This is a genomic window from Alcaligenes sp. AB3, from assembly GCF_031844565.1.
GTDB classification, from domain to species: domain Bacteria; phylum Pseudomonadota; class Gammaproteobacteria; order Burkholderiales; family Burkholderiaceae_B; genus Alcaligenes; species Alcaligenes faecalis.
This window is the reverse complement of record NZ_JAUZVM010000013.1, coordinates 33389-54307: the sequence shown is the minus strand read 5'-3', so window position 1 is coordinate 54307 and position 20919 is coordinate 33389. Positions and strand designations below refer to the sequence as shown.

16 protein-coding genes are annotated in these 20919 nt (G+C 58.4%); 3 read left to right on the top strand and 13 right to left on the bottom strand.

Annotated elements, in window-relative coordinates; genetic code table 11:
• Positions 1–44: 44 nt before the first annotated feature.
• Both Q9R35_RS17975 and Q9R35_RS17970 read right to left on the bottom strand, forming a co-directional pair.
• Positions 45–6650: a YadA-like family protein gene (locus tag Q9R35_RS17975; protein ID WP_311220216.1), complete on the bottom strand. Its 6606-nt coding sequence runs from the start codon at positions 6648–6650 to the stop codon at positions 45–47.
• Positions 6647–7936, bottom strand: a complete 1290-nt coding sequence (locus Q9R35_RS17970; RefSeq protein WP_086069822.1) for an EAL domain-containing protein — start codon at positions 7934–7936, stop codon at positions 6647–6649. Before Q9R35_RS17970 ends, Q9R35_RS17975 begins: the two co-directional genes overlap by 4 nt.
• Positions 7937–8507: 571 nt before the next feature.
• Here Q9R35_RS17970 and Q9R35_RS17965 point away from each other — a divergent pair.
• Positions 8508–9071, top strand: coding sequence for a recombinase family protein (locus Q9R35_RS17965; RefSeq protein ID WP_042487058.1), 564 nt, complete (start codon positions 8508–8510; stop codon positions 9069–9071).
• A 73-nt stretch (positions 9072–9144) separates the two neighbouring features.
• On the opposite strand, the gene gspF is transcribed toward Q9R35_RS17965, so the two are convergent.
• From gspF to gspG, 11 genes are read right to left on the bottom strand one after another with little or no spacing between them, the layout of a single operon-like run.
• Positions 9145–10347, bottom strand: coding sequence for a type II secretion system inner membrane protein GspF (gene gspF / locus Q9R35_RS17960; protein WP_311220215.1), 1203 nt, complete (start codon positions 10345–10347; stop codon positions 9145–9147).
• 15 nt (positions 10348–10362) lie between these two features.
• Positions 10363–11781: a type II secretion system ATPase GspE gene (gene gspE / locus Q9R35_RS17955; RefSeq protein ID WP_042487051.1), complete on the bottom strand. Its 1419-nt coding sequence runs from the start codon at positions 11779–11781 to the stop codon at positions 10363–10365.
• Positions 11778–14090 (bottom strand): type II secretion system secretin GspD, encoded by a 2313-nt coding sequence (gene gspD, locus Q9R35_RS17950; RefSeq protein WP_109088141.1) that lies wholly within the window; start codon positions 14088–14090, stop codon positions 11778–11780. Before gspD ends, gspE begins: the two co-directional genes overlap by 4 nt.
• A 13-nt stretch (positions 14091–14103) precedes the next feature.
• Positions 14104–14850 carry a type II secretion system protein N gene (gene gspN / locus Q9R35_RS17945; protein WP_311220214.1) on the bottom strand — a complete coding sequence of 249 codons (747 nt, stop codon included), beginning with the start codon at positions 14848–14850 and terminating at the stop codon, positions 14104–14106.
• The gene (gene gspM / locus Q9R35_RS17940) at positions 14847–15398 is read right to left on the bottom strand and encodes a type II secretion system protein GspM (protein WP_172400446.1); all 552 of its coding nucleotides are present in this window, start codon (positions 15396–15398) and stop codon (positions 14847–14849) included. The genes gspN and gspM overlap by 4 nt, the downstream gene beginning before the upstream one ends.
• A complete protein-coding gene (locus tag Q9R35_RS17935; RefSeq protein WP_086069827.1) occupies positions 15395–16360 on the bottom strand; it encodes a GspL/Epsl periplasmic domain-containing protein in 966 nt (321 codons plus the stop codon). Before Q9R35_RS17935 ends, gspM begins: the two co-directional genes overlap by 4 nt.
• Before the next feature lie 4 nt (positions 16361–16364).
• Positions 16365–17225, bottom strand: a complete 861-nt coding sequence (gene gspK, locus Q9R35_RS17930; protein WP_311220213.1) for a type II secretion system minor pseudopilin GspK — start codon at positions 17223–17225, stop codon at positions 16365–16367.
• A complete protein-coding gene (locus Q9R35_RS17925; RefSeq protein ID WP_009460074.1) occupies positions 17222–17821 on the bottom strand; it encodes a type II secretion system protein J in 600 nt (199 codons plus the stop codon). Before Q9R35_RS17925 ends, gspK begins: the two co-directional genes overlap by 4 nt.
• A complete protein-coding gene (gene gspI, locus Q9R35_RS17920; RefSeq protein WP_311220212.1) occupies positions 17818–18177 on the bottom strand; it encodes a type II secretion system minor pseudopilin GspI in 360 nt (119 codons plus the stop codon). The genes Q9R35_RS17925 and gspI overlap by 4 nt, the downstream gene beginning before the upstream one ends.
• Positions 18174–18644, bottom strand: coding sequence for a type II secretion system protein (locus Q9R35_RS17915; RefSeq protein ID WP_042487031.1), 471 nt, complete (start codon positions 18642–18644; stop codon positions 18174–18176). Before Q9R35_RS17915 ends, gspI begins: the two co-directional genes overlap by 4 nt.
• Position 18645: 1 nt before the next feature.
• Entirely contained in the window at positions 18646–19116 is a 471-nt protein-coding gene (gspG, locus tag Q9R35_RS17910; protein ID WP_042487029.1) for a type II secretion system major pseudopilin GspG, read from the bottom strand.
• 127 nt (positions 19117–19243) lie between these two features.
• On the opposite strand from gspG, the gene Q9R35_RS17905 reads away from it, so the two are divergent.
• Entirely contained in the window at positions 19244–19684 is a 441-nt protein-coding gene (locus Q9R35_RS17905; RefSeq protein ID WP_042487026.1) for a hypothetical protein, read from the top strand.
• Between the two features lie 55 nt (positions 19685–19739).
• The gene (locus Q9R35_RS17900) at positions 19740–20873 is read left to right on the top strand and encodes an HPP family protein (protein WP_042487023.1); all 1134 of its coding nucleotides are present in this window, start codon (positions 19740–19742) and stop codon (positions 20871–20873) included.
• Positions 20874–20919 lie beyond the last annotated feature (46 nt).

The window sequence follows — 20919 nt, the reverse complement described above, 5'->3', positions numbered from 1 at the left end:
GCATCGGCGTCAATGCGCCGATGCACCGTAGAGTCAGGGCCGACTTACCATTGATAACCAATACCCACGGCACCACCGTAATCACCGCGCGAGGTGGTATTGCCCGAGAGCTTGTAAACCCATTTGCCGTTATCGGTAATTCCGGAGAAACCAATGGCCATACCGGACTCTCCACGCCAGGTACCACCAGCCATGGACATCATGTGTTTGCCCGGCAAGTAAGCCTGGGGCAGTGACGCTGTTGCCATGGCGGCCGCCACACCTGCACTCAAGCGGTTATCCAGACGATTGATATCGTGGCGAATGTTGTTGATCTGGCCTTGCAGATTGCCCGCAACCTGATTCAACTGGCTCACGTTCACCGCATCGGTGTCATTGACGCCCGCCGCCACATTGGTGATGTGCTTGCCGGACATATTGATGCCGTTCTCGTTGATGATCGGACCACCGTTATTGATCTGAATTTCATCGGCCTGAACATTCACTGCCGTAATGGAATTGACCTTCAGATCCTGGGACACCGACACCTTGATATCAGCGCCAACGGTCTGGCCTGCATCATTGACCCGGTCCGTCTTGGAGATCACGATGTTGTCGCCTTCAACAAAGCCCACGGTGTTGCCATTGTGGATAGGCGTGCCGTCACCAGAGCCATTATTGCCACCGCCTGTGGAGCCGGAACCATTGCCATTGGAGCCACCGGTATTGCCGCCTTCCTTGCCATCCGTCGGTGCTTCAACATTCCAGTGCATGCTGTCCAGAACATCTTTCAAGGAGGAATGCTGGCCACCGTTGTAGGCAAACGAGCCGTTTCCATCCAGACCAATGAAGGACTCGATAGGCTGGAGCTGACCGTAATTGACGGCATCCGTCGGATTGCGGCCGGCGGCCACATTGGTGATGCGCATATCACCTGCGTTGATGCCAGCCAGGGTGATGCTCGGGCCATTGTTGATGGTCAGTCCGGTGTTACCCAGGTGTACGTCGTTTCCTACCGCAACCCCTGCGTTGTTGATGACGGTATCGCCGGTCTTCAGGCTGCCATCTGCACCCAGATCAATGTCCTTGTTCAGCTTGACTTCAACCTGTCCGGAATCATCGGTGCCGGTCTGCTCAACCGTGACGTTCTTGTCACCGACAAAGGCAACCTGGCCGTTCGGACCGATATTGGCGCTATTGCCATCCGCATCGGTCACATTCCAGCCAGCGCTGGCAACGTCATTGACTTGCTTGAGCTGGTCTTCGGTCGCCGCCTGACCGCTGGTGTAGTTGTCCGGATCCCAAGTCAGATTGGTCAGTCCGCCGATTCGGCCGGTATCACCATTGATCGTGACCGGGTTTGCTCCGCCCACCACGACCTGCGTGCTGCCGATAGCCGTGCTGTTACCGGCCGCATCTGCTACCGTGATCGAACCTGCGCCTACGGTAGTCGTGTCACCGGCGGCATTGCTGACCGTGGTGCCCGCCGCAGTCGTGGAGGTCTTGTTACCTGCACTATCCTCTACAGTCAGACCGTCGTTATTGACGACCATGTTTCCTGTCGTCAAGCTGCCGTCCGCACCCAGATCAATGTCCTTGTTCAGGTTGAAGGCCAGGTCCGTGCCATCACGTGTGATGTTGATATTGCCGTCCGCATTGCTGAAGTCCACCGATGCGCCTGGTTTCACATTTTCTGTGGCACCACCATTGGCACTGATGTTCCAGCCTGCGTTGGCAACCTCTTCAACACCCTTCAACTGCGACACATTCACCGCATCGGTGTCATCCGTGCCAGCATCCAGATTGGTAATCTTCTTGCCGTTCATATTGATGCCACTGCCGTTGATCACCGGGCCACCGTTGTTGATGGTGATGCTGTTCAGATCTGTCAGGTTCTGCGCCATGACCAGGTTCAGCTGGTTGCCGTCGCTATCAACACGCAGGTTCGCACCCGTGGACTCTTCGCTTTCGGCCAACTCACCTGAAATGGTCAATGGCGTGTTATCGCCCAAGGTCTTGGCGATGGTGCTGCCAGTGTTACCCGCAAAGCTCAAGCCATCGGCTTGGGTGGCGATTTCGTTGCCCTTGTAAATAACATCGCCGCCGTTATTGACCACAAAGTTATCGCCCAAGCGGGTTTCGCCCTGAACGGTCAGATTGTTGGTGGTGATGCTATCGCCATTGACGACCGTGTCGCCAACGGTGACGCTGTCACCGTTGATCACGGTGCCGCCCACCGTAATGCTGTTGCCTACGGTCAGATCATCAGCCAGGTTGAAAGCCAGATCAGTGCCGGTGCGCGTGACGGTGATGTTGCCATCGTCATTGCTGAAGTCCACCGAAGCACCGGGTTTGACGTTCTCAGCAGTTGCACCATTGGCGCTGATGTTCCAGCCCGCATTGGCAACGTCCGAGACTTCTTTCAGCTGCGACACATTCACCGCATCGGTGTCTTCTGTGCCAACGGCCAGATCGGTGATCTTCTTGCCACCCATATTGATGCCGTCACCGTTGATCACCGGACCACCGTTATTGATGGTGATGCTGTTCAGATCCGTCAGGTTCTGAGCCATGACCAGGTTCAGCTGGTTGCCGTCGCTATCAACACGCAGGTTTGCACCTGTGGAGGCTTCGCTTTCGGCCAACTCACCTGAAATGGTCAATGGCGTGTTATCACCCAGCGTTTTGGCAATGGTGCCGCCGGTGTTGCCGGCAAAGCTCAAGCCGTCATTCTGGGTTGCAACTTCGCTACCTTTATAGATAACGTCACCGCCGTTATTGACCACAAAGTTGTCACCCAAACGGGTTTCACCCTGAACGGTCAGATTATTGGTGGTGATGCTGTCACCATTAACCACCGTATCGCCGACGGTAATGCTGTTGCCCACGGTCAGATCATCGGCCAGATTGAAAGCCAGATCGGTGCCCGTGCGCGTGACGGTGATGTTGCCATCGTCATTGCTGAAGTCCACCGAACCACCCGGTTTCACGTTCTCGGCGGCAGCACCATTGGCACTGATGTTCCAGCCCGCGTTGGCAACGTCCGAGACCTCTTTCAACTGCGACACATTCACGGCATCGGTGTCATCCGTGCCAGCATCCAGATTGGTGATCTTCTTGCCACCCATATTGATGCCATCGCCGTTAATCACTGGACCACCGTTATTGATGGTGATGCTGTTCAGATCCGTCAGGTTCTGCGCCATGGCCAGGTTCAGCTTGTTGCCATCGCTATCAACACGCAGGTTGGCTCCCGTGGAGGCTTCGCCCTCGGCCAGTTCGCCGGAGACCGTCAATGGCGTGTTATCCCCCAGCGTCTTGGCAATGGTACTGCCGGTGTTGCCGGCAAAGCTCAAGCCGTCATTCTGGGTAGCAACTTCACTGCCCTTGTAAATGACATCACCCGCGTTGTTAACTACAAAGTTGTCACCCAGACGGGTTTCACCCTGAACAGTCAGATTGTTGGTGGTGACGCTGTCACCGTTGATCACGGTGTCGCCCACCGTAATGCTGTTGCCCACGGTCAGATCATCGGCCAGATTGAAAGCCAGATCGGTGCCCGTGCGCGTGACGGTGATGTTCCCATCGTCATTGCTGAAGTCCACCGAACCACCCGGTTTCACGTTCTCTGTGGCGGCGCCATTGGCGCTCACATGCCAGCCCTGAGCAGCGTATTTGATCGCATCGTGCACCGTGTTTTCACCGGTATCACCGATATTGCTCATGCTCAGAGTGCCGTTGGGGGCCAGTGTGGCATTACCACCCAGGATGTTTTTCGTGGTGTTGGCTACATTGCCCAGCACCGAGTTCGTGGCATACAACTGGCTGCCATTGATCGCATCCGTGCTGCTCGCGCTGATCCGGCCTGCGGCCACATTCGTCACTGTACGTTTTTCCTGATCCGTACCCACGCTGACGGTAGCAACAGGACGATCCCCGGCAAAGTTACCGTAGTTCAACCCGTTCAAAGAGGCATTCGAGGTGCCAACCGCGCCTGCTGTCTCTGCACCATCGCCCAGCGCTATCGAACGTGCATTGCCTGCACGTGCGCCCTGACCAATAGCGACGGCACGGTCGGCCGTGCTGCGGGAACCGTCACCCAGCGCAATCGCTTGTCGTTCAAGAGCCCAAGCATCACGGCCCTGTGCAATCGATGCCTCGCCAAAAGCATGAGCGCCCTTGCCCTGTGCCTGTGCATAATCAGCGGTGGCCTGAGCTTCGCGTCCTACTGCAATGCTGCTATTGAACTCGGCAACGGAATCCGTACCCAGCGCAATGGAGTCGCGGTTCTTGTCCTGATTTTCGACATCAGGATTAGGCTGGCCGGAGCGAGCACGCGTGCCCATGGCAATACCACGCGCCGCAAAGGTCTGGGCATCCGTACCGCTGGCCTGGGCATCACTCGCATCAGCCCGCGACCGGGTACCAAACGCCATGGCGTCACTGGCCGTTGCCTCCGCATTGCTACCCTGCGCGATACCGCGAGCAGCATTCACCACCGAGTTTTTACCAATCACAATCCCTTCCACTGCTGTGGAACTGGATTCTGTACCAATCACAATCGAATTCTCGACAGAGGGACCGTTTGCCTGGCGATCCGTATAGGAATCCCGGCCAATTACGATGGAGTTCTTGTCACGGCTAACGACATGCGTACCAATCGCTACACCACTCTCGTCGCGCGCCTCGGATTGGGAATTACCGATGGTCGTGGAGTTCACCCCCAAGCCCTTGATGTTGTGCCCCATCACCACAGAGGACGCTCCCTCTGCCCCTGCCATATGCCCAATGGCAACCGAGTCTTTCTCCTTGGCAGTCGCATCCGGGCCGATGGCAATCGAATCAATGGCGGTAGCAGCAGCACCATTATTATTCTTGTTGCCCTTGTCCACACCACCATCATTGACACTGAAGTAACCCGTCTTGCTGTCGGCAATCTGCTGGCCCCAATCCTTGTCGACCTTCTCGGCCAGCTTTTCATAGTCCACTGTCGCACCCAGCGTCACCTGATCTACTGCCGATTGCAGCTGGCGCACGTTCACTGCATCCGTATCATTGGCACCGTCTTCCACGTTCACAATACGACGTGTGAACTCACTGCCCGCCTGGCTACTGCCAACCGACACTGCACTTCCATCGAAGCCTCTATTGGTGAACCGGCCCAGACCGGACACATCATTTTGTGCGGCATAAGAGTTCAACCCCAGGGCCACAAAATTGCTGTCTGCATGTGCATTAGGACCAATGGCTGTACCCGTTCCCAATGCCGTTGTCTGACGGCCCACCGCGACCCCGGTATTACCGGCAATCGCCTTGTACCCAATCGCCACGCCTTCTGTTTCAGCGCCGGAGTCCTCACCAATACCGATCGCACGATTGGATGACAGCCCACGATTCGCATTCTTGCCCAGGCTGACATTGCTATCGCCAATGATATTCTGGCCAGCATCTCGGCCAAGCGCCACGTTCTCGTTGCCATCCACGCCATTGCCGGTGCCATCACCCAGCGCCACATTGAACTGACCTTTAACGTTCTGACCACTGGCCTGACCGATGGCAATATTGTGCGAACGATCACCCGGCAGATGATTGCCAGTCGCCCGGCCAGCACCATTACCGATAGAGATATTGTTTTCTGCATCAGCCTGAGCACCCAGCCCCAAGGCGATCCCGTTAGCCCCACTGGCCTGTGCCTGCATACCCAAGGCAAGCGCATTATTTCCACTCGCCGCTGCTTCGCGGCCTACCGCAACGCTGGCCAAACCGCTGCTCTGACTATCCTTGCCAATCGCAATGGCCGCCTCCGGTTTGGGTCGACTGTCTGCGCTGGCGACACTGGCACCGTCACCCAATGCAATCGCGCTCTGGGCATCGGCCAAAGCGCCCTGCCCTGCAGCGATACTACGATCACCCTCTGCCTTGGACTCAGGGCCAATTGCAATGGATTCTTCACCGTTCGCCTCGGCGTCAGGCTGCTCTGAATTGGCACGGAAATACTTCACGCCAGGATTGGTTTCGTCCACTCCCAAGGCGGTCAAACGATCGTTGACCGCTACCAACCCTGCTTCAGCCGCTCCAATGCGGCTACCATGATCAGCAATAACCGTTTCATTGTCCGAGATTCGGGTGTCATGGGCCGTAATGGCTGTTTCATTATCCGTAATCCGGGTGTCATGACTCGTAATGGCCGTTTCATTGTCCGTAATGCGAGTCCCGTGATCCGTCAGAGTGGACTCATTACCCGTAACACGAGTTTCCAGCCCATCAATCTTGGTCTGCACATCGGCAGAAGTTGCATTGAGCTGCGTCAGGGTCGCCACAGACTCCCCACCCACCGTAATCTGATCGGCACTCAAGACACCGGAGATGGTCAGGCTGCTCAGCCCCACAATGCTGCCACCACCCACAAATTGGATAGTACCGCCGGGGCTGGTGAAGTTGATGGTGTTGTCCTGACCGTCGCCAGGAATCTCGACAACAGCCCAGGCATTGCTCACCGCCAATGCGCTGGCTGTCAACAAGGCAAGCAATCCCATACGTGCGGAGAAAGACGAACGCTTGCCTCCCTTTACGCAAGAAGAACTGCGCTTCCCTTTTGCTGCCTTGTTCTCTGAAACGGCAACAAATGTTCCAGTCTGCTCATTCCAGATGGTTTTATAGATGTGATTCATCTCTGTTCCTGATCCTTTAAGGAATACCTGTTGAGTGCAAAGTTGGTGTGTGTGGGGTTGAAACTGTCTCTAACGGACAAGGGTTCCGCCCCCTCCCATGGGGGTTGAACGCAAGGAGATGCAATGAAGTAGCCCTGGACGGCGTGCACACCGGCATCGACGCTCAGCTGGAAATCCAGCTCCGTCTCAATGCCTTCTGCGATGACGTATTGGCTGATGCCGCAAGAGGTCTGAACCAAGGAGTTCAGGGCGGCGATCCCGTCCTTGTGCCGTGCTTGATGCACCAGGGCTTTATCAATTTTTATGACGTGAGGACGGATCTGGCGGGCCAGATCCAGGGTGTTGAATCCGGCCCCAATATCATCAATGGCGACTTTGCAGCCCAGACTGCGCAAGGTGCAAAGCAGCTTAGCGGCAGCCTTATGATCAAAGACGCAGGCCGTCTCCGTAATTTCCAAAGTCAGGCGACTGGCCAACTGCGGAGCATTGCCCAGCACTGCGATCAACAGCCGCCACCACGGCCCGTGCTGCAAGGACAAGGGGGAAATATTGCAGGCCAGGTGGATGTCCGGATAACGCTCCAGTAGCTGCACCACCGACCAAAGCACACTGGCATCAAGGCGTTCCGTAACATGCAGGCGCTCAATCGCCTGCACAACGGGCGCACAAGAGCCTGACTGGCAGCCTGAATCGGCATCATCCCAGCGCAACAGCGCTTCGTAGTACAGAACGTGTTCGCGGTTCTGCACAAACACAACGGGCTGAAAGGACAAGGCAATCTTGCCGTCTTGCATATCTGCAAAGAAACGGGATGCCAGCGCCATGTCTTGTCGAGTCTGGTCGCCGTCCTGCGGCTTGATCTCGGAAAAGGCAATCGTGCTTGCCAACGAACGCAGATGAGACAGGCAGACCGGCTGGTCAACAGACGCTTCCACCCAGGCCAGTACCACATTCACCAGGATGAGCTCGGAGCCGCATCTGACAGGCTCGTGGCACAGGGCCGCCTGGCAGCGTTCCAGAAACAGGTCCTTGTCAAACTGGGTGGGCAAGCGGCAATCCGTCAAGCCAATCAACACCACCTGGTCAAGTACCAGGATGTCGCTACGCACGACGCCGTAAGGACGTAGACGCTCCTGAATGGCGGACAAAAGGGCTTGCTGGAGCAGGCGCGCATCATAGGCCTGAGCAAGCGATGCCAGGCTGCGCAGCCCTAAAAGCAAATAGCTGCTTGAAGGAGTAACTTGCTGCAACCAGCTGGACAAGGACTCTACCGACCGGGCGCCCATTACACGCCCCGCATCGTCGGTTGGCACTCTGGACGCTGAGTCTGAATCAGCGCCTGGCTTTCAACCTGGCGGCGGTCAAAAAGCCTCCTTTATGTCAACATCTATTCCATAACAAATAGACACGTTTGTACGTGGAAATTACGCTGAAAAGGATCATTTCGATGCGCTATTCGGTTGGGACTAAAAGGAGGCTTCTTGTCAAAATCGCAAGCCTATTTACGCCTTTTCTTAACCATTGTTGACGCTTGCCTATGGCTGGCTGCAACGTTCTTCAGAAAGTGCATCAGCCAGACCTACTTCGTGTTGACACACATGTGGCCGCCGCTAACACTTAATCAGTATCTGCATCTGAAACACAGCGTTAATAAAAAATTACGTAATAGTTTTTATTGCAATACGAGCTACCTCAATCGCCGTTTACGTGGCAGCAGGTTTGCATGCGGTTAGTAAAACTTGGCATCGCGTGGCCAACATTCCACTAGACCATCTTGGGTTTACTAACATCGACTGCATTGAGATGTCGTCGAGTGGGAGGTGGGAGGCTGCGCTTTGCGCTAGGAAGATGGGTACTATGAGTAAGAAATATGGATATGCACGCGTTTCAACACAGGATCAAAACCTGGACCTACAGATCGCGGCTTTAAAAAAGGTGAATTGTGATCATATCTATACGGATAGAGGAGTATCCGGCGCTAAAGCAACGCGTCCGGGATTGAATCACCTGCAGCGAAAATTGAAATCGGGCGACACGCTGATTGTCTGGCGTCTGGATAGACTGGGCAGGTCATTGCGCTATTTGGTCGACACCATTGATCGCTTGGGCAAAGAAAATATCCATTTCATTTCCCTGACGGAAAATATTGACACCACCACATCGGGCGGCAGATTGCTTTTTCATATGATGGCCGCCCTGGCCGAATTTGAACGATCGCTTATCAGTGAACGTACCCGCGCGGGAATGGCCGCTGCACGTGCCAATGGCAGGCCACTAGGCCGGCGCCCTGCCCTGTCGCCAGCCCAACACAAGGAAGCCCTTATTGCGCTGACCAATCAGGTTCCGCTGGAAATCGTTGCAAAAAAATATGACGTACACCCCAGGACGATACGTCGTATCAAAGCCATGTCCTCATCCTAGCCAGGACCGTGCCGGGAACGTGAGCGGTAACAGGCACTGCCGCCACACATCAATAAGGCGGCAATGCCGCCTTTTACTGCACCAGCTGATTCATCTCGATAATTGGCAGCATCACCGCCAGCACAATCAGCAAGACCAAGCCCCCCATCAGCAGAATCATCAAAGGTTCCAGCAAGGCCGTCATGGTCAAGGCTTTGCGCTCCAGTTCAGTTGATAAGGTCGTCGCCGCCCGATCCAGCATGGGCGCCAGTTCACCGGTTTTTTCACCACTGGCAATCAGTTGCACCAATAAGGGCGGGAACAAGGCACTGCGCTGCAAGGCGGTAGCCAAAGGCAGGCCCTCGCGCACATGAATGGCAGCCTGGTTCACGGCATCGCGCAAGGCCAGATTGGACACGGTACGCCCGGCCGCCTCCAGGGCGGTTAGCAAGGCAACATTGCTGCCAGCCAGAATCGCCAGCGTAGCGGCGAAGCGAGCAGTGTCCACCCCCAGCAAATACCCCCCCAGAACAGGCACGCTTAACAGGCGTCGGTGAAAGGCCAGCTTCAAGGCCGGTTGTCGCAGCAGGAAGGCCACCAGCACAGCCATCAATACCAGCAAAACAAATAACACCAACCCCCACTCACGCAGCAGATCGCTGGCGCTGATCATGACGCGAGTCAACATGGGCAATTGCTGCTTGGCCTGGGTGAAGGCCCCTACCACTTGCGGGACAACGTAGCTCAGCAAGAAGACCACCATCGCCATCGAAATCAGGCTGACGATGGCTGGGTAGATAAAAGCCGTCAGCACCTTGCCGCGCAAGGCTCCGCTGTCCTCGATGAAACTGGCCAGACGGTCCAGCACTTTTTCCAGCTCGCCAGACTGCTCCCCTGCCCGCACCAATGCTCGGTAAATCTCAGGAAAGTCACGCGGATGATTGGCCAAGGCATCGCTCAGGCTTTGCCCTGCTCGGATATCAGCACGCAAGGCGGCCAGCAATTGCACCAAAGGCTGACGCGTCGCCTGTTCAATCACCACACCCAGGCTGGCCTCCAGAGACAAGCCCGCCGCCACCAGACTGGCTAACTGACGGGTCAGCCAGGATAGCTCGGTACGGCGCAGCCCCGCACTGCGGGCACGAGCGGCAGCCCGGCTACGCCCCGCTTTCAGGGAAACCGTCAACAGGCCTCGGGACAGTAACTGCTGGCGTGCCAGCCGTTCGCTCTCGGCCTCCAGCACACCCCGCTCGCTGCGCCCGGCCTGGTCCACCGCTTCATAGTGATAGGTACCCATGCTGTCTCGCCCCCCCTATAACTCGCGCGTGACGCGCAATACTTCTTCAGGGGTACTGATGCCCTGCTCTACCCAACGCTGGGCATCTTCACGCAAGCTGCGCATACCCGATTCACGCGCGGCCTGACGCAAGGCGGGCTCGGCTCCGGCGGCATTCAACAAGTGTTGAGCACGTTCGTCGATGCGATACAGCTCGTGAATCCCGGTACGGCCTTGATAACCTGTGTGGGCGCAATGCTCGCAACCATCCGGGCTGGCCCGGTACTGCCCGTGCTCGGCAGGCTGACGACAATGTCGGCACAGCTTGCGTATCAGCCGCTGGGCCAGCACCCCGCGCAAGGTGGAGGCCAGCAAGAAGGGCTCCACGCCCATATCGACCAAACGCGTCGCCGCTGACACGGCATCGTTGGTATGCAAGGTGGCCAGCACCAGATGCCCCGTCAGGGAAGCCTGCACCGCAATCTGCGCAGTTTCCAGATCGCGGATTTCCCCGATCATGATGATGTCCGGGTCCTGTCGCAATATGGCGCGTAAGGCGCGGGCAAAGCTCAATTCAATACGGGGATTGACCTGCGTCTGGCCTACGCCGGGCAGGTCATACTCAATCGGATCTTCTACCGTCAGCACATTGCTGCGCGCCGTATCGACTCGCCCCAGGGCCGCATACAAGGTGGTGGTCTTGCCACTGCCGGTAGGCCCGGTAACCAGCACAATGCCGTGTGGTTGATGAATCAGCTCATCGAGCTGAGCCAGAATATCCGGGGCCATGCCCAGACGCTCCAGCTCCAGTTGCCCGGCGGACTTGTCCAGCAAGCGCATCACGGCCCGTTCGCCATGTCCGGTAGGCAGGATCGAGACACGCAGATCCAGCGCTCTGCCCCCCACTTTCAAGGCTATACGACCATCTTGCGGCAGCCGTTTTTCGGCAATATCCAGGCTGGCCATGATCTTGATACGCGACACCAAAGCACCATGCAAGGCTCGGCGTGGGCTGACAATATCGCGCAGGCGGCCATCCACCCGGTAGCGCACGACCGAATGGGTTTCATACGGCTCCAGGTGAATGTCACTGGCACCATCCCGCACTGCCTGGGTGAACAAGGCGTTGATCATGCGGATGACTGGCGCATCGTCCTGATTTTCCAGCAAGTCGGTGACAGCGGGCAGTTCCTGCATCAGGCGATCCAGGTCTACCTCATTGGCCGCCGCATCCACCACGCTGGCGGCATCGTCGCCCTGGGCGTAACTGGCATCAATCAAGGTATCCAGTTCCGCATCAGGCACTTGGCGCTCGTCCAGCTCGGGATAGCGTCGCCGCAACTCCACCAGAGCCCAATCCGGTGTGCGCTCGCTAATCACCAGCGTGCCCACACCTTGCTGCTGCGTCAGCACCGCTCGATGCTGACGTGCCCACGAGTACGGCAGACGGGTCATAGCGTCTCTCGCAGGTCCACGGTTCCGGACGAGCCTCCGGCCTGCGGCAAGACCATGTGTCCCGCATCCGGATGGAACCAGGTGGAGCGATCCGGCAAGCCTGTCTGCACGGCACGCATGTAGTTGTAGCGGTCCAAAGACAGGCTCTGGCTGTCTTGCGCATTACGCACGATATGCGGACGCAGAAACACCATCAAATTGGTTTTGGTGCGCTTGCGTTTTTCGTACTTGAACAGGTTGCCTACCAGCGGAATATCGCCCAGCAAGGGGACAGATTGTGTGCCGTCCTCAATCGAGTCTTCCAGCAAGCCACCCAGCACAATGATCTGTCCATCATCCACCAGCACATTGGTGCTCAGCGCCCGTTTGCGCGTGACAGGCGAATTGGCCGATACCGACATGGCAGTATCAATGCTGCTGACCTCCTGATACAGCGCCATCTTGACGGTACCGCCCTCCGAGATCTGCGGACGCACTTTCAAGGTCAGGCCCACGTCTTCACGCTGAATGGTCTGGAAAGGGTTGCTGGCCCCATCGCCCGTGGTGGTGTATTGCCCCGTCACAAAAGGCACGGTGCGGCCCACCATGATGCTGGCTTCTTCATTGTCCAGCGTCATCAGATTGGGAGTAGACAGAATATTGGTGCCGCCCTGGCGTTCCAGCGCACGCGCCAGAACACCCAGATTGACCACCTGCTGGCCCAGCACATTTACCGTGCCTTTCACTACCCCCAGACTCAAACCGGCGGCCAGCGAATCCAGTGTGGTTGCCCCGGCCTTGGTGATGCCGCTACCGCCCAGATTGGCACCGCCCACAAAGCCCGAACCACCATCGGCGATATTGCCGCCGCCCGTCATCCACTGAATACCGAACTCGGCGGCATCCTCTGCATTCACTTCCACGATCAGACTTTCCACCAGCACCTGAGCACGCCGTTGATCCAACTGGTCGATGACTTCACGCAAGCTGCGGTAAACCGGATCGGGAGCCGAAATAATCAAGGTATTGGTGGACGGGTCGGCTTGCACGGTTGCGCCGCCCGCACTGAAGGCCACGGTGCCACTGGCATTGTTCGCAGCGCTCAGCCCCAGTTCGCCTTGAGGCTGCTGGCCCGTCGTCGCCGAGGTCGTCATGGCCTTGGCTCCGCCAGTGGTATTGGCATTGTTATCAGGAGCCAGACTGTTGTTGTTCTGCTGCTGACTCCCGGTAGACGCGTTCCCCGAACCCGATTGTCCGGTCAAGGCGGCTCGGAGCACTTCCGCCAGCTGCACCGCCTGGGCATTACGCAGATAGACCACATGCAGATTGCCCTTGTTGCTTTCCGGGCTGTCGATACGGCGTATCAGGTCACGCGCCAGATCCAGACGGGCCGGACTGCCTGCCCGCACCAGCACGGAGTTACTACGCGGATCAGCCACTACGGTAATACGCTGCGCCACATCGTTGCCGGGCGTGTCCAGCATCTGCGAGGCCAGTGCCGCCACGTCCAGCGCCACCCCGTAATCAATCGGGATGATGTCGGTATTCAAGCCGGCGGGAGTATCAATCCCGGCAATCACCTGGGCAATACGGTCCAGGTTGTCGCCATAGTCCGTCACGACCAAGGTGTTATTGGAGGGGTAGGCATTGATAGGGTTGTTGGGCGAAATCATGGGCCGCAACACAGGCACCAAGGCCGTGGCGTTTTCATAACGCAGGGTGAACACGCGGGTTTCCAGCTCGCCGCTACCGCTGGCCCCGGCACCGGCGGCACGCACCGCGCCACCTTGTTGACGCGCTTCGGCTTCAGGCACCACTCGGCTGACCTTGCCATTGCGCAGCACCGCAAACCCTTGCATGCGCAAAGCCGACAGCAGCATCTCGTAGGCGGTGCGGGCATCGACCGGTACCTCGGACACCAAGGTCAGTTGTCCTTTCACGCGTGGGTCCACGATGAAGTTCTGGCCGGTAAAGCGCGCCAATGCAGCCACAACCCCATCCAGCTCGGCATCCACAAAATTCAGCGTAATGTCGTTACCTTGCGGAAACTCGGCCGGGTCGGGCAGGTCGATCGGCGCCGCACTGCCACCAACACGCTGCGGAACCCGACGCGTCACGGCAGGAGAAGGCGTATTGCTATTGGCAAAGCGCGGGTCAGCCTGAGTACTGCGGACAGGCGTCTTGCCGACCGAAGCAAAAAACGAAGAAGGATCGGGGCCGGGTTCAGGCTTCTGACCATTGCTGGCACAGGCGCTCAACAGCACGGCTGCACCCAGGCTTAAAAGGAAGCGAGGCCGCAGCCCAGGAAGTCGTTTAGTCAAGGTACTCATAGTCAAAATATCGTTATTCCTGCTTGCTAGTCGTTGTGGCTATTCGCCAATGGGTCACACCCTGACGCTGAGGCCCCAAGGCCTCCAATAACTCTTTGAATCGTTGATCGTCGGCTTGTTTGGCTTGTGCGCGTCCTTCAAACAGCCCACCCTGCGGCCCCCACTGACCCTGACCTGCCAGGGTCAAATCCCCCGCCAAGGTACGCAGACTTAACTGCAGGCCCTGCCCCTTGCGGCTGACCGCCAATTGGTAATCCCCCAGTTCCGCCTGTGCGGCCAAAGCGGAACGTGCACTGCGCCAATCCAGCTCCAGCAAAGGCCCGGTTTCAGCGGCCAATGCCTGGCTGGGCCAGCGCAGCTGCAACTGTCCTTGCGGTTGCACGGTCTGCAGCAAGGGATGCAAACGCCCTAATAGCGCAGCGGGAGCCGTCAGGCTTTGACCCGAAATACGCCAACCCTGCAGGCTGGCTTGCAGACGCACAGGCTGATCCAGCCAGCCATGGCTCAATTCCATTTGTGGCCAGGGCGTCAGACGCCAGCGCCAGCGGACGGGGCCGGGAACGGTTCGGGCCAGCAGACCCGAACCGACTACCAGCAAACCTTGCCCGGAAGCCAGACTGCCGTGGGCAGTTTCCAGCCGTAGCGGCAACTGCTCGGGCTGCCAGGCCAGCATCATGCGGGCAGGCAGAAAGGGCACGGCGGCCAACAGCAGGCACAGCACGAGCAAGGCCCACGCGGTGATCTTTGCCAGCTTTTTCATGAAGGCTCTCCTGCACGCAGCACAATGCGGCCATCCAGCAGACCGGCTCGTTCACGGCTATCGACCACAGAGCGACTCAGGCTGACTTCCTGCACCGCAAAGCCCAGCACACGGGGGGCGTGCATCAACCAATCCATCAAGGCGGGAGCCGCCACGGCCTGGCAGACCAGAACACGCTGCTCAGCCTGAGACTCCTCTGTCTGGCACTGGGTACCCAGGGTCTGCAAGCTGCGCTGCAAGGCCTTGTCTTGTCCTTGCGCGTCCACAGGCGCTACCAGCTCTTTATCCAGCACCTGAATCTGCGCCAGCACGGTTTGCAGTTGCGCCATCTCGTACTGCAGGCGGGGCAGCTCCTGTTTTGCCAGAGCCAGATCACGAACGGCGGGACGTAGCAGCAGCAACCACAGCAACATCAACACCAGCAAAGCGCCCAGGACCGTCAGGGCCAATTGATCCCGACGGCTCAGGGCTTGCCAGTACTGTCTGGCTACCGAAAGCTTGCTTTGCAGGGTCAGCAGTACAGGCTGGAGGGCCGTGAGTTTGCTCATTGCTGCGCCCCCTGCTGGCTGGACGCCTGTGCTGCTTTGCTGAAGCCAATTTCCCATTGGCGGGCGGACTCGCCCTGCTTCCACTCCAGATCCGATTCAGCTGGCAAAGGCTGCGCAGGCAGCTCGCTGGCCAGTGTCAAAAGCAATTGCTGATCCTTGAAACTCAATGCCCGCACCTGTCCTTGCAAGGCCGGCCACTGCACGGCGCTAGCCATCAATAAACGATCAAAGGGAGCCGAGGCCGGGCTCTTCTCAGCCAATAAACCATCGCGATGCTGTCTGGCCTGCGTCAAGGGTGCGACGATAACGGGCAAGTGCGGCAAGGCTTGTCGAACCGCCTGCTCCATCTGGGTCTGCACCTGCTTCATCTGAGAGCGCAGCGACTGCGCCTGCTGCTGCAAGACCAGGGTCCAGCTCAAGACGGCGGCCAAAGTCCACCACAGGCTTTGTCGCAGCACGCTGTTTCCGCCACTGGCGGCCATCTCCGGCATCAGCAAGGAGCAGGCGGGTACGGTCAGTGTTTGTCCTTGGCCTTGTCTGTCTTTCTCGTGGCCATCGGACCAGGCATAGACTCCGCTCAAAGGCAGCCCCAACTGGCGCGCCTGCTCTCCCAAGGCCAGCAAGGGCTGGCGCTCCGTCCAGGCCAATTGACTCATACCGGCCGGCCCCGGTGCCGAACAAGCCACCCACACCTGTTCGATAGGGCTCAAGCACATAGGCTCGACCGCACTGCATGCCACGGCTTGCCGCCGCGAAGCACTGACCGAAGGAATACGCGCTTCAGTCACCGTCGCCATCCCCGCAGGCAAGACCAGCTCCAAAGAGCGGGCCAGGCCCTTGAACGCCTGCACCTCTCCCCGCCCGCGGCGCAGCACCCTGGCGCGCTTGTCCCGCAGCACAAAATCCACCGGCTGATCCAGCCTTGGCGGAGAGTCCAAATAAATACGCAGCACTTTGCTCATCACTTCAACGAATCCAGACAATCCGGCTGCGATCCGCGGCCCTGTTGATCAGGGCCTGGGTCGCCACCCGGCTATGGTCAAGTCGCAACTCACCACTTAATAAAAACCACTCACTGCGCACGCTCAGCGTTTGCCCTTCCAGCGCCTCCTGACGTTGCAGGCGGGCTTGCACATCGGCTTGATCCCGAAACCACTGGCCCCGGTCGCGCTGCTCCAGCAGGCCTCGCCACTCCACCAGACTGACGGAAGGCTGCACCGCCGCCAGCACCTGGGCACTGGCGGTATTCACATTCAGGGATTTGGCTTGCGGCAAATAGCTGAGATAAGGCTCCAGCTGCCTGGCCTGTTGCGCCGCATTGGGAAAGAAGTCCTGCAAATGAGAGGGCCAGGGCGCTTGCCCGGCCTGCGCCCGCTCCAATCGCTGGGCCAGCTCCAAAGCCAAAGAGGGTTCCTGCTGCACACTGCCCAGCAACTGTTCCAATGCCTGCACATAGCGGGCCTGAATACGGCCATCGCGCAGCAATAAAGCCAGATTAAATTTGCCCTGCTCGTCCTGGATATAGCCGGAGAAGTAAGCTGCGCGGGTCTTGTCCGGTGTCTCTATCTTCAGCTCGCTCAGGGCCTGCGCCCACAGCCCACCTTTATGCGTCACAGCCGAACGCTGCGAGTCCAGACGCAAGACCAGCACAGCCCAATCCAGCGCACCACGCAGCAGCCAGTTGGCCTGCATGTAGTCACGCTCGCTGGCCAACTGTGTTGCCAGCCCACTTTGACGCTGGACGATGCCCATGGTGGCAATGGACACCGCCATCACGACCACCAGCGCATTGATCACCGCCATGCCTTGTTGAGATGCCCGTTTCATAGCAGCATCACCACTTTGCGATACGGGTGCTCCTGCCCTTCCAACTGCACTGTCAGTTCTATACCTGTAGCGGCTGCCCCGGCTTGATCGGGCCACGGCCAGCTTTGCCAGCCACGCGCTGGAATCCAGATACGCAAGTTCCAGGCAGTGACCTGCTCCAGCACATCTTGCAAAGGGCCCAACTCGGGCAAGGGGTAAACCGTTCCTGCCTGGGCAATAGCCCGTTGCAACACGCCTTGCTGCAAACGCCATTGGATCTGCTGGGTTCCCGCTCCGGCTTCGGCGCGACGTTCAATCATCAGAATGGCCGGGCCTTCACCCTTGGCTTGCCAGCGAATACTGGCGGGCAACACCGCCATCGCTCCCGTCGGGTCCGCTGGACCTGGCGCGGTGGGCAGATGTAATTCCAGATCCCGGCCCATTTGGGACAAGACATTGAACAAGGCCTGGGTCTGGCGCGCCTGTCGGCCAAGCTGCTCATCCGCGTGCAAGACCGCATCCAGGCCACGCCAGGACATCAGGCTGATCAAGGCCATGATGGTCAGAGCCACCAGCATTTCCACCAAAGTAAAGCCTTCCTGGCCCGCGTCTGTCATGGCAAGGACGCCAAAGTCGCGTGCAGCTCGGCCAGCACGGGGCCTTTGGGCAAGAAAGCCTGTACCGTTACCTGACGAAAGAAGCGATTGGCTGTGGCCTGCACGGTTTGCTTGCACTGCAAGTTCAAGGAACCCTGGCGACAAGGCACCACGGTTTCACCCGGTTCGGGAAACAGGCGGCGCAAGCGCATCTCGGCTACCACGCCATCAACGGCCAGCAAGGCCAGGCTGCGTTCATGCATGGCCTGGCTACCAGAGGCACTAAGGCCCAGCGCACGCAAGCCGGCAGTCAAGGCTACCGAGACGATTGCCAGCGCAATCAGGACTTCAATCAAACTCATGCCACGCTCTGTCATGACTGCACATCAAAGCGGCCCGTCGGATCACTGCGCAAATGCAGGACCTCGTGGCCATCATCCAGCTCCAGCTGACGCGGCGCGGACAACCATTCATTCACAAAAACCCACGGTCCCGCCGGCTCCAGGCGCACACGCACTGACTCCATAGTCCAGGATCGCTGAGGAAATAATTGGGCAAAGCGGGCCTGATCGCGCAGCCAGCCCGGCGTAGGACTGGAGCCATCGGTAGCGTCCGGAATCAGGCTGAAGCGATAACCCTGCTGATCCGCCGTCCAGGCCACGCTGCGCCCGCTTTCACGCACATAGCTTTGCAGTTCGGCCAGCCGCAGGGCCAGTTGACGGGCTTCTCGCTGTATCCCCTGATCCCGGTCCAGTACCAGCACGCTTAAGCCTGCGCTGCTGACAATGCCCACGATCAGCAAGACCACCAGGGTCTCGATCAAGGAAAAGCCCCGCTGTGCCACATCAGTCCCAATTGCCTATATCGGCATCACTGCCCGACCCGCCGGCCTGCCCGTCCGCCCCTAGCGAGAACACATCAATCTCGCCATGAACGCCGGGTTGCAGATACTGGTACGGGTTGCCCCAAGGGTCGTTGGGCAGACGGTCCATATAAGGACGCCAATTGCGAGGCTCGGGTGGCTGGGTCGGACGCTGGTGCAGCGCCGTCAAACCTTGAGCCGTACTGGGGTAACGGCCGTTATCCAGGCGGTACAGCTTCAGGGCCTGGGTCAGCGCGGCAATATCCTGACGAGCCGCGACGGCACGTGCCTGATCGGGGCGGTCCATCAGACTGGGGACGACCAGGGCCGCCATAATGCCCATGATGACCACCACCACCATGACCTCAATCAGAGAAAAACCGTGTTGAGCGCGGGACTGAAGCGAGCCGGCCAAACGGCGTGCCGGACGGCGAGATAAAGTAGATCGAGACATGAAGGAAATAAGCTATCCAAAAAAACCCAAGCTCTTGTCATACGGGCTTCATGGAGCACACGCACACTAAGAGCCCTTAAGACAGCCATCTCGGCCGTCTGCCAAAGCACTATGCGATGCAGTCTAAATGGGTATTATTTCCGCCATATTTCCGTCACATCTTTGGCTGCGTCTGTGTCAGGCCGGTATTGCTCTGGCCCTGATCAACCTGCTGATCAATCTGTTCCTGCCCTCGGAGGGAACGATTGCGCCGGTGCTGGATGAAGATCATCGCGAACAGATCAGCACACAACAAATTGCGCAGTGGTTTGGAGGCAGCACCGCGCTGCCCGAGCTGCGCTTGCACGGCATGATTGTGAGCGGCCAGGCTGGCGCAGCCCTGCTCAGCATCAATCAACAGCCGGTACGTGCGTATCGCCCTGGCCAGGAGCTGGCACCGGGCGTGCTGCTGGATTCGCTGCAACGCGAGCATATTGTGATTACGGTCGATGCCGTACCCCAACAAATCGCCACCGAGCGCAAGGGCCCCGCCATCATTCCCGGTATCCAGCAAGGGGCTCAGCCCTGAAGTGAAGAGTTAGCAGTATGATTTAAAGCTGTCTTCCTTCTTCACCCTGGTGGGTATGCCTGCTTTACTTCGTCACTGGTTTGACAGCCTGCGCCCCAAGTCGCTGGCCATTGCACGCCCTGAAATGCTGCGTGCCACGCTAGGCGCCACGCTTAGTGTGCTGATAGTTTCCTCTCTTAGCCTGTACCTGTCGGATTTCGCACACACGCATCATTGGTTGGTGGCGTCCCTGGCCGCCAGTGCCTTGCTGATCTTTCTGGTGCCAACCAGCCCTCTGGCTCAACCCTGGAACATAGTGCTGGGCAATCTGGTGGGTGCGCTCACAGGCATTACCTGTGCGGTGCTGCTCCCTCATCCGATTGCTGCCATTACGATGGCCGTCTGCGTTGCCATGCCCATCATGCTGGCCCTGCGCTGCGTGCACCCGCCCAGTCTGGCTATGGCGGTCTTTCCTGCCCTGAATGGTATTCAGAACTACGATTTCGTCCTGTTTCCGGTGCTGTTTGACTCCTGCGTGCTGATCCTTCTGGGCATGCTGTACAACCGCCTGACCGGCGTGGCTTACCCGCCAGTCCACAAGCCCGCAACACGCCCCGCCGCCACTCCTGCCCGCTTTACGGACCAGGATTACGATGCGGCCTTGAGCCACTACAACCAGACGCTGAACATCAGCCACGATGACCTGGAAAAGCTGGTCAGCTATGTGCACCAGTCTGCCTTCCGGCGCAATCTGGGCACCCGCCGCTGCTCCACCCTGATGAATGATGCTCCCCTGTCCTGCCAGGTCAGCACGCCCTTGCAACAAGCCTGGGACATGATGCGCGAGCGCAAGATCAAGGCTTTGCCAGTACTGGATCAGAACAAGCACGTGATTGGTATTTTGGCCCTATCGGACTTCTTGCAGCGTGCCGGGCTGGATCAGCCGGATAATCTGCGTCAGCGACTCAAGCGCTTTTTAAGCCCCCGGCAGCGTGCCGCGCCCACAGTAGCCGAGATCATGACCACACCTGCCGTCACCGCCAATGCAAACTGGTCGGTGGCCGAGCTGATTCCCCTGTTCAGCCAGGGTCGCCATCGCCATATGCCGGTGGTCAATGATCACAAGGAGCTGGTGGGCATGATCACCCAATCTGATCTGATGCTGGAGCTGTTCAGAATCCTGCAGCCCGCACGCGGCAAGCCGGATTGAACATAAAGGCTCAGCCCAAATAAAAATCCCCACTGTTTGCCATCGC

Coding starts and splice junctions, on each gene's coding strand:
- Q9R35_RS17935 (WP_086069827.1), bottom strand. CDS start 16,360: ATGAGCAAAGTGCTGCGTATTTATTTGGACTCTCCGCCAAGGCTGGAT.
- gspG (WP_042487029.1), bottom strand. CDS start 19,116: ATGTCTCGATCTACTTTATCTCGCCGTCCGGCACGCCGTTTGGCCGGC.
- Q9R35_RS17965 (WP_042487058.1), top strand. CDS start 8,508: ATGAGTAAGAAATATGGATATGCACGCGTTTCAACACAGGATCAAAAC.
- gspE (WP_042487051.1), bottom strand. CDS start 11,781: ATGACCCGTCTGCCGTACTCGTGGGCACGTCAGCATCGAGCGGTGCTG.
- gspI (WP_311220212.1), bottom strand. CDS start 18,177: ATGACAGAGCGTGGCATGAGTTTGATTGAAGTCCTGATTGCGCTGGCA.
- Q9R35_RS17925 (WP_009460074.1), bottom strand. CDS start 17,821: ATGACAGACGCGGGCCAGGAAGGCTTTACTTTGGTGGAAATGCTGGTG.
- gspN (WP_311220214.1), bottom strand. CDS start 14,850: ATGAAAAAGCTGGCAAAGATCACCGCGTGGGCCTTGCTCGTGCTGTGC.
- gspF (WP_311220215.1), bottom strand. CDS start 10,347: ATGGGTACCTATCACTATGAAGCGGTGGACCAGGCCGGGCGCAGCGAG.
- Q9R35_RS17970 (WP_086069822.1), bottom strand. CDS start 7,936: ATGGGCGCCCGGTCGGTAGAGTCCTTGTCCAGCTGGTTGCAGCAAGTT.
- gspM (WP_172400446.1), bottom strand. CDS start 15,398: ATGAGCAAACTCACGGCCCTCCAGCCTGTACTGCTGACCCTGCAAAGC.
- gspD (WP_109088141.1), bottom strand. CDS start 14,090: ATGAGTACCTTGACTAAACGACTTCCTGGGCTGCGGCCTCGCTTCCTT.
- Q9R35_RS17905 (WP_042487026.1), top strand. CDS start 19,244: ATGGGTATTATTTCCGCCATATTTCCGTCACATCTTTGGCTGCGTCTG.
- gspK (WP_311220213.1), bottom strand. CDS start 17,225: ATGAAACGGGCATCTCAACAAGGCATGGCGGTGATCAATGCGCTGGTG.
- Q9R35_RS17900 (WP_042487023.1), top strand. CDS start 19,740: ATGCCTGCTTTACTTCGTCACTGGTTTGACAGCCTGCGCCCCAAGTCG.
- Q9R35_RS17975 (WP_311220216.1), bottom strand. CDS start 6,650: ATGAATCACATCTATAAAACCATCTGGAATGAGCAGACTGGAACATTT.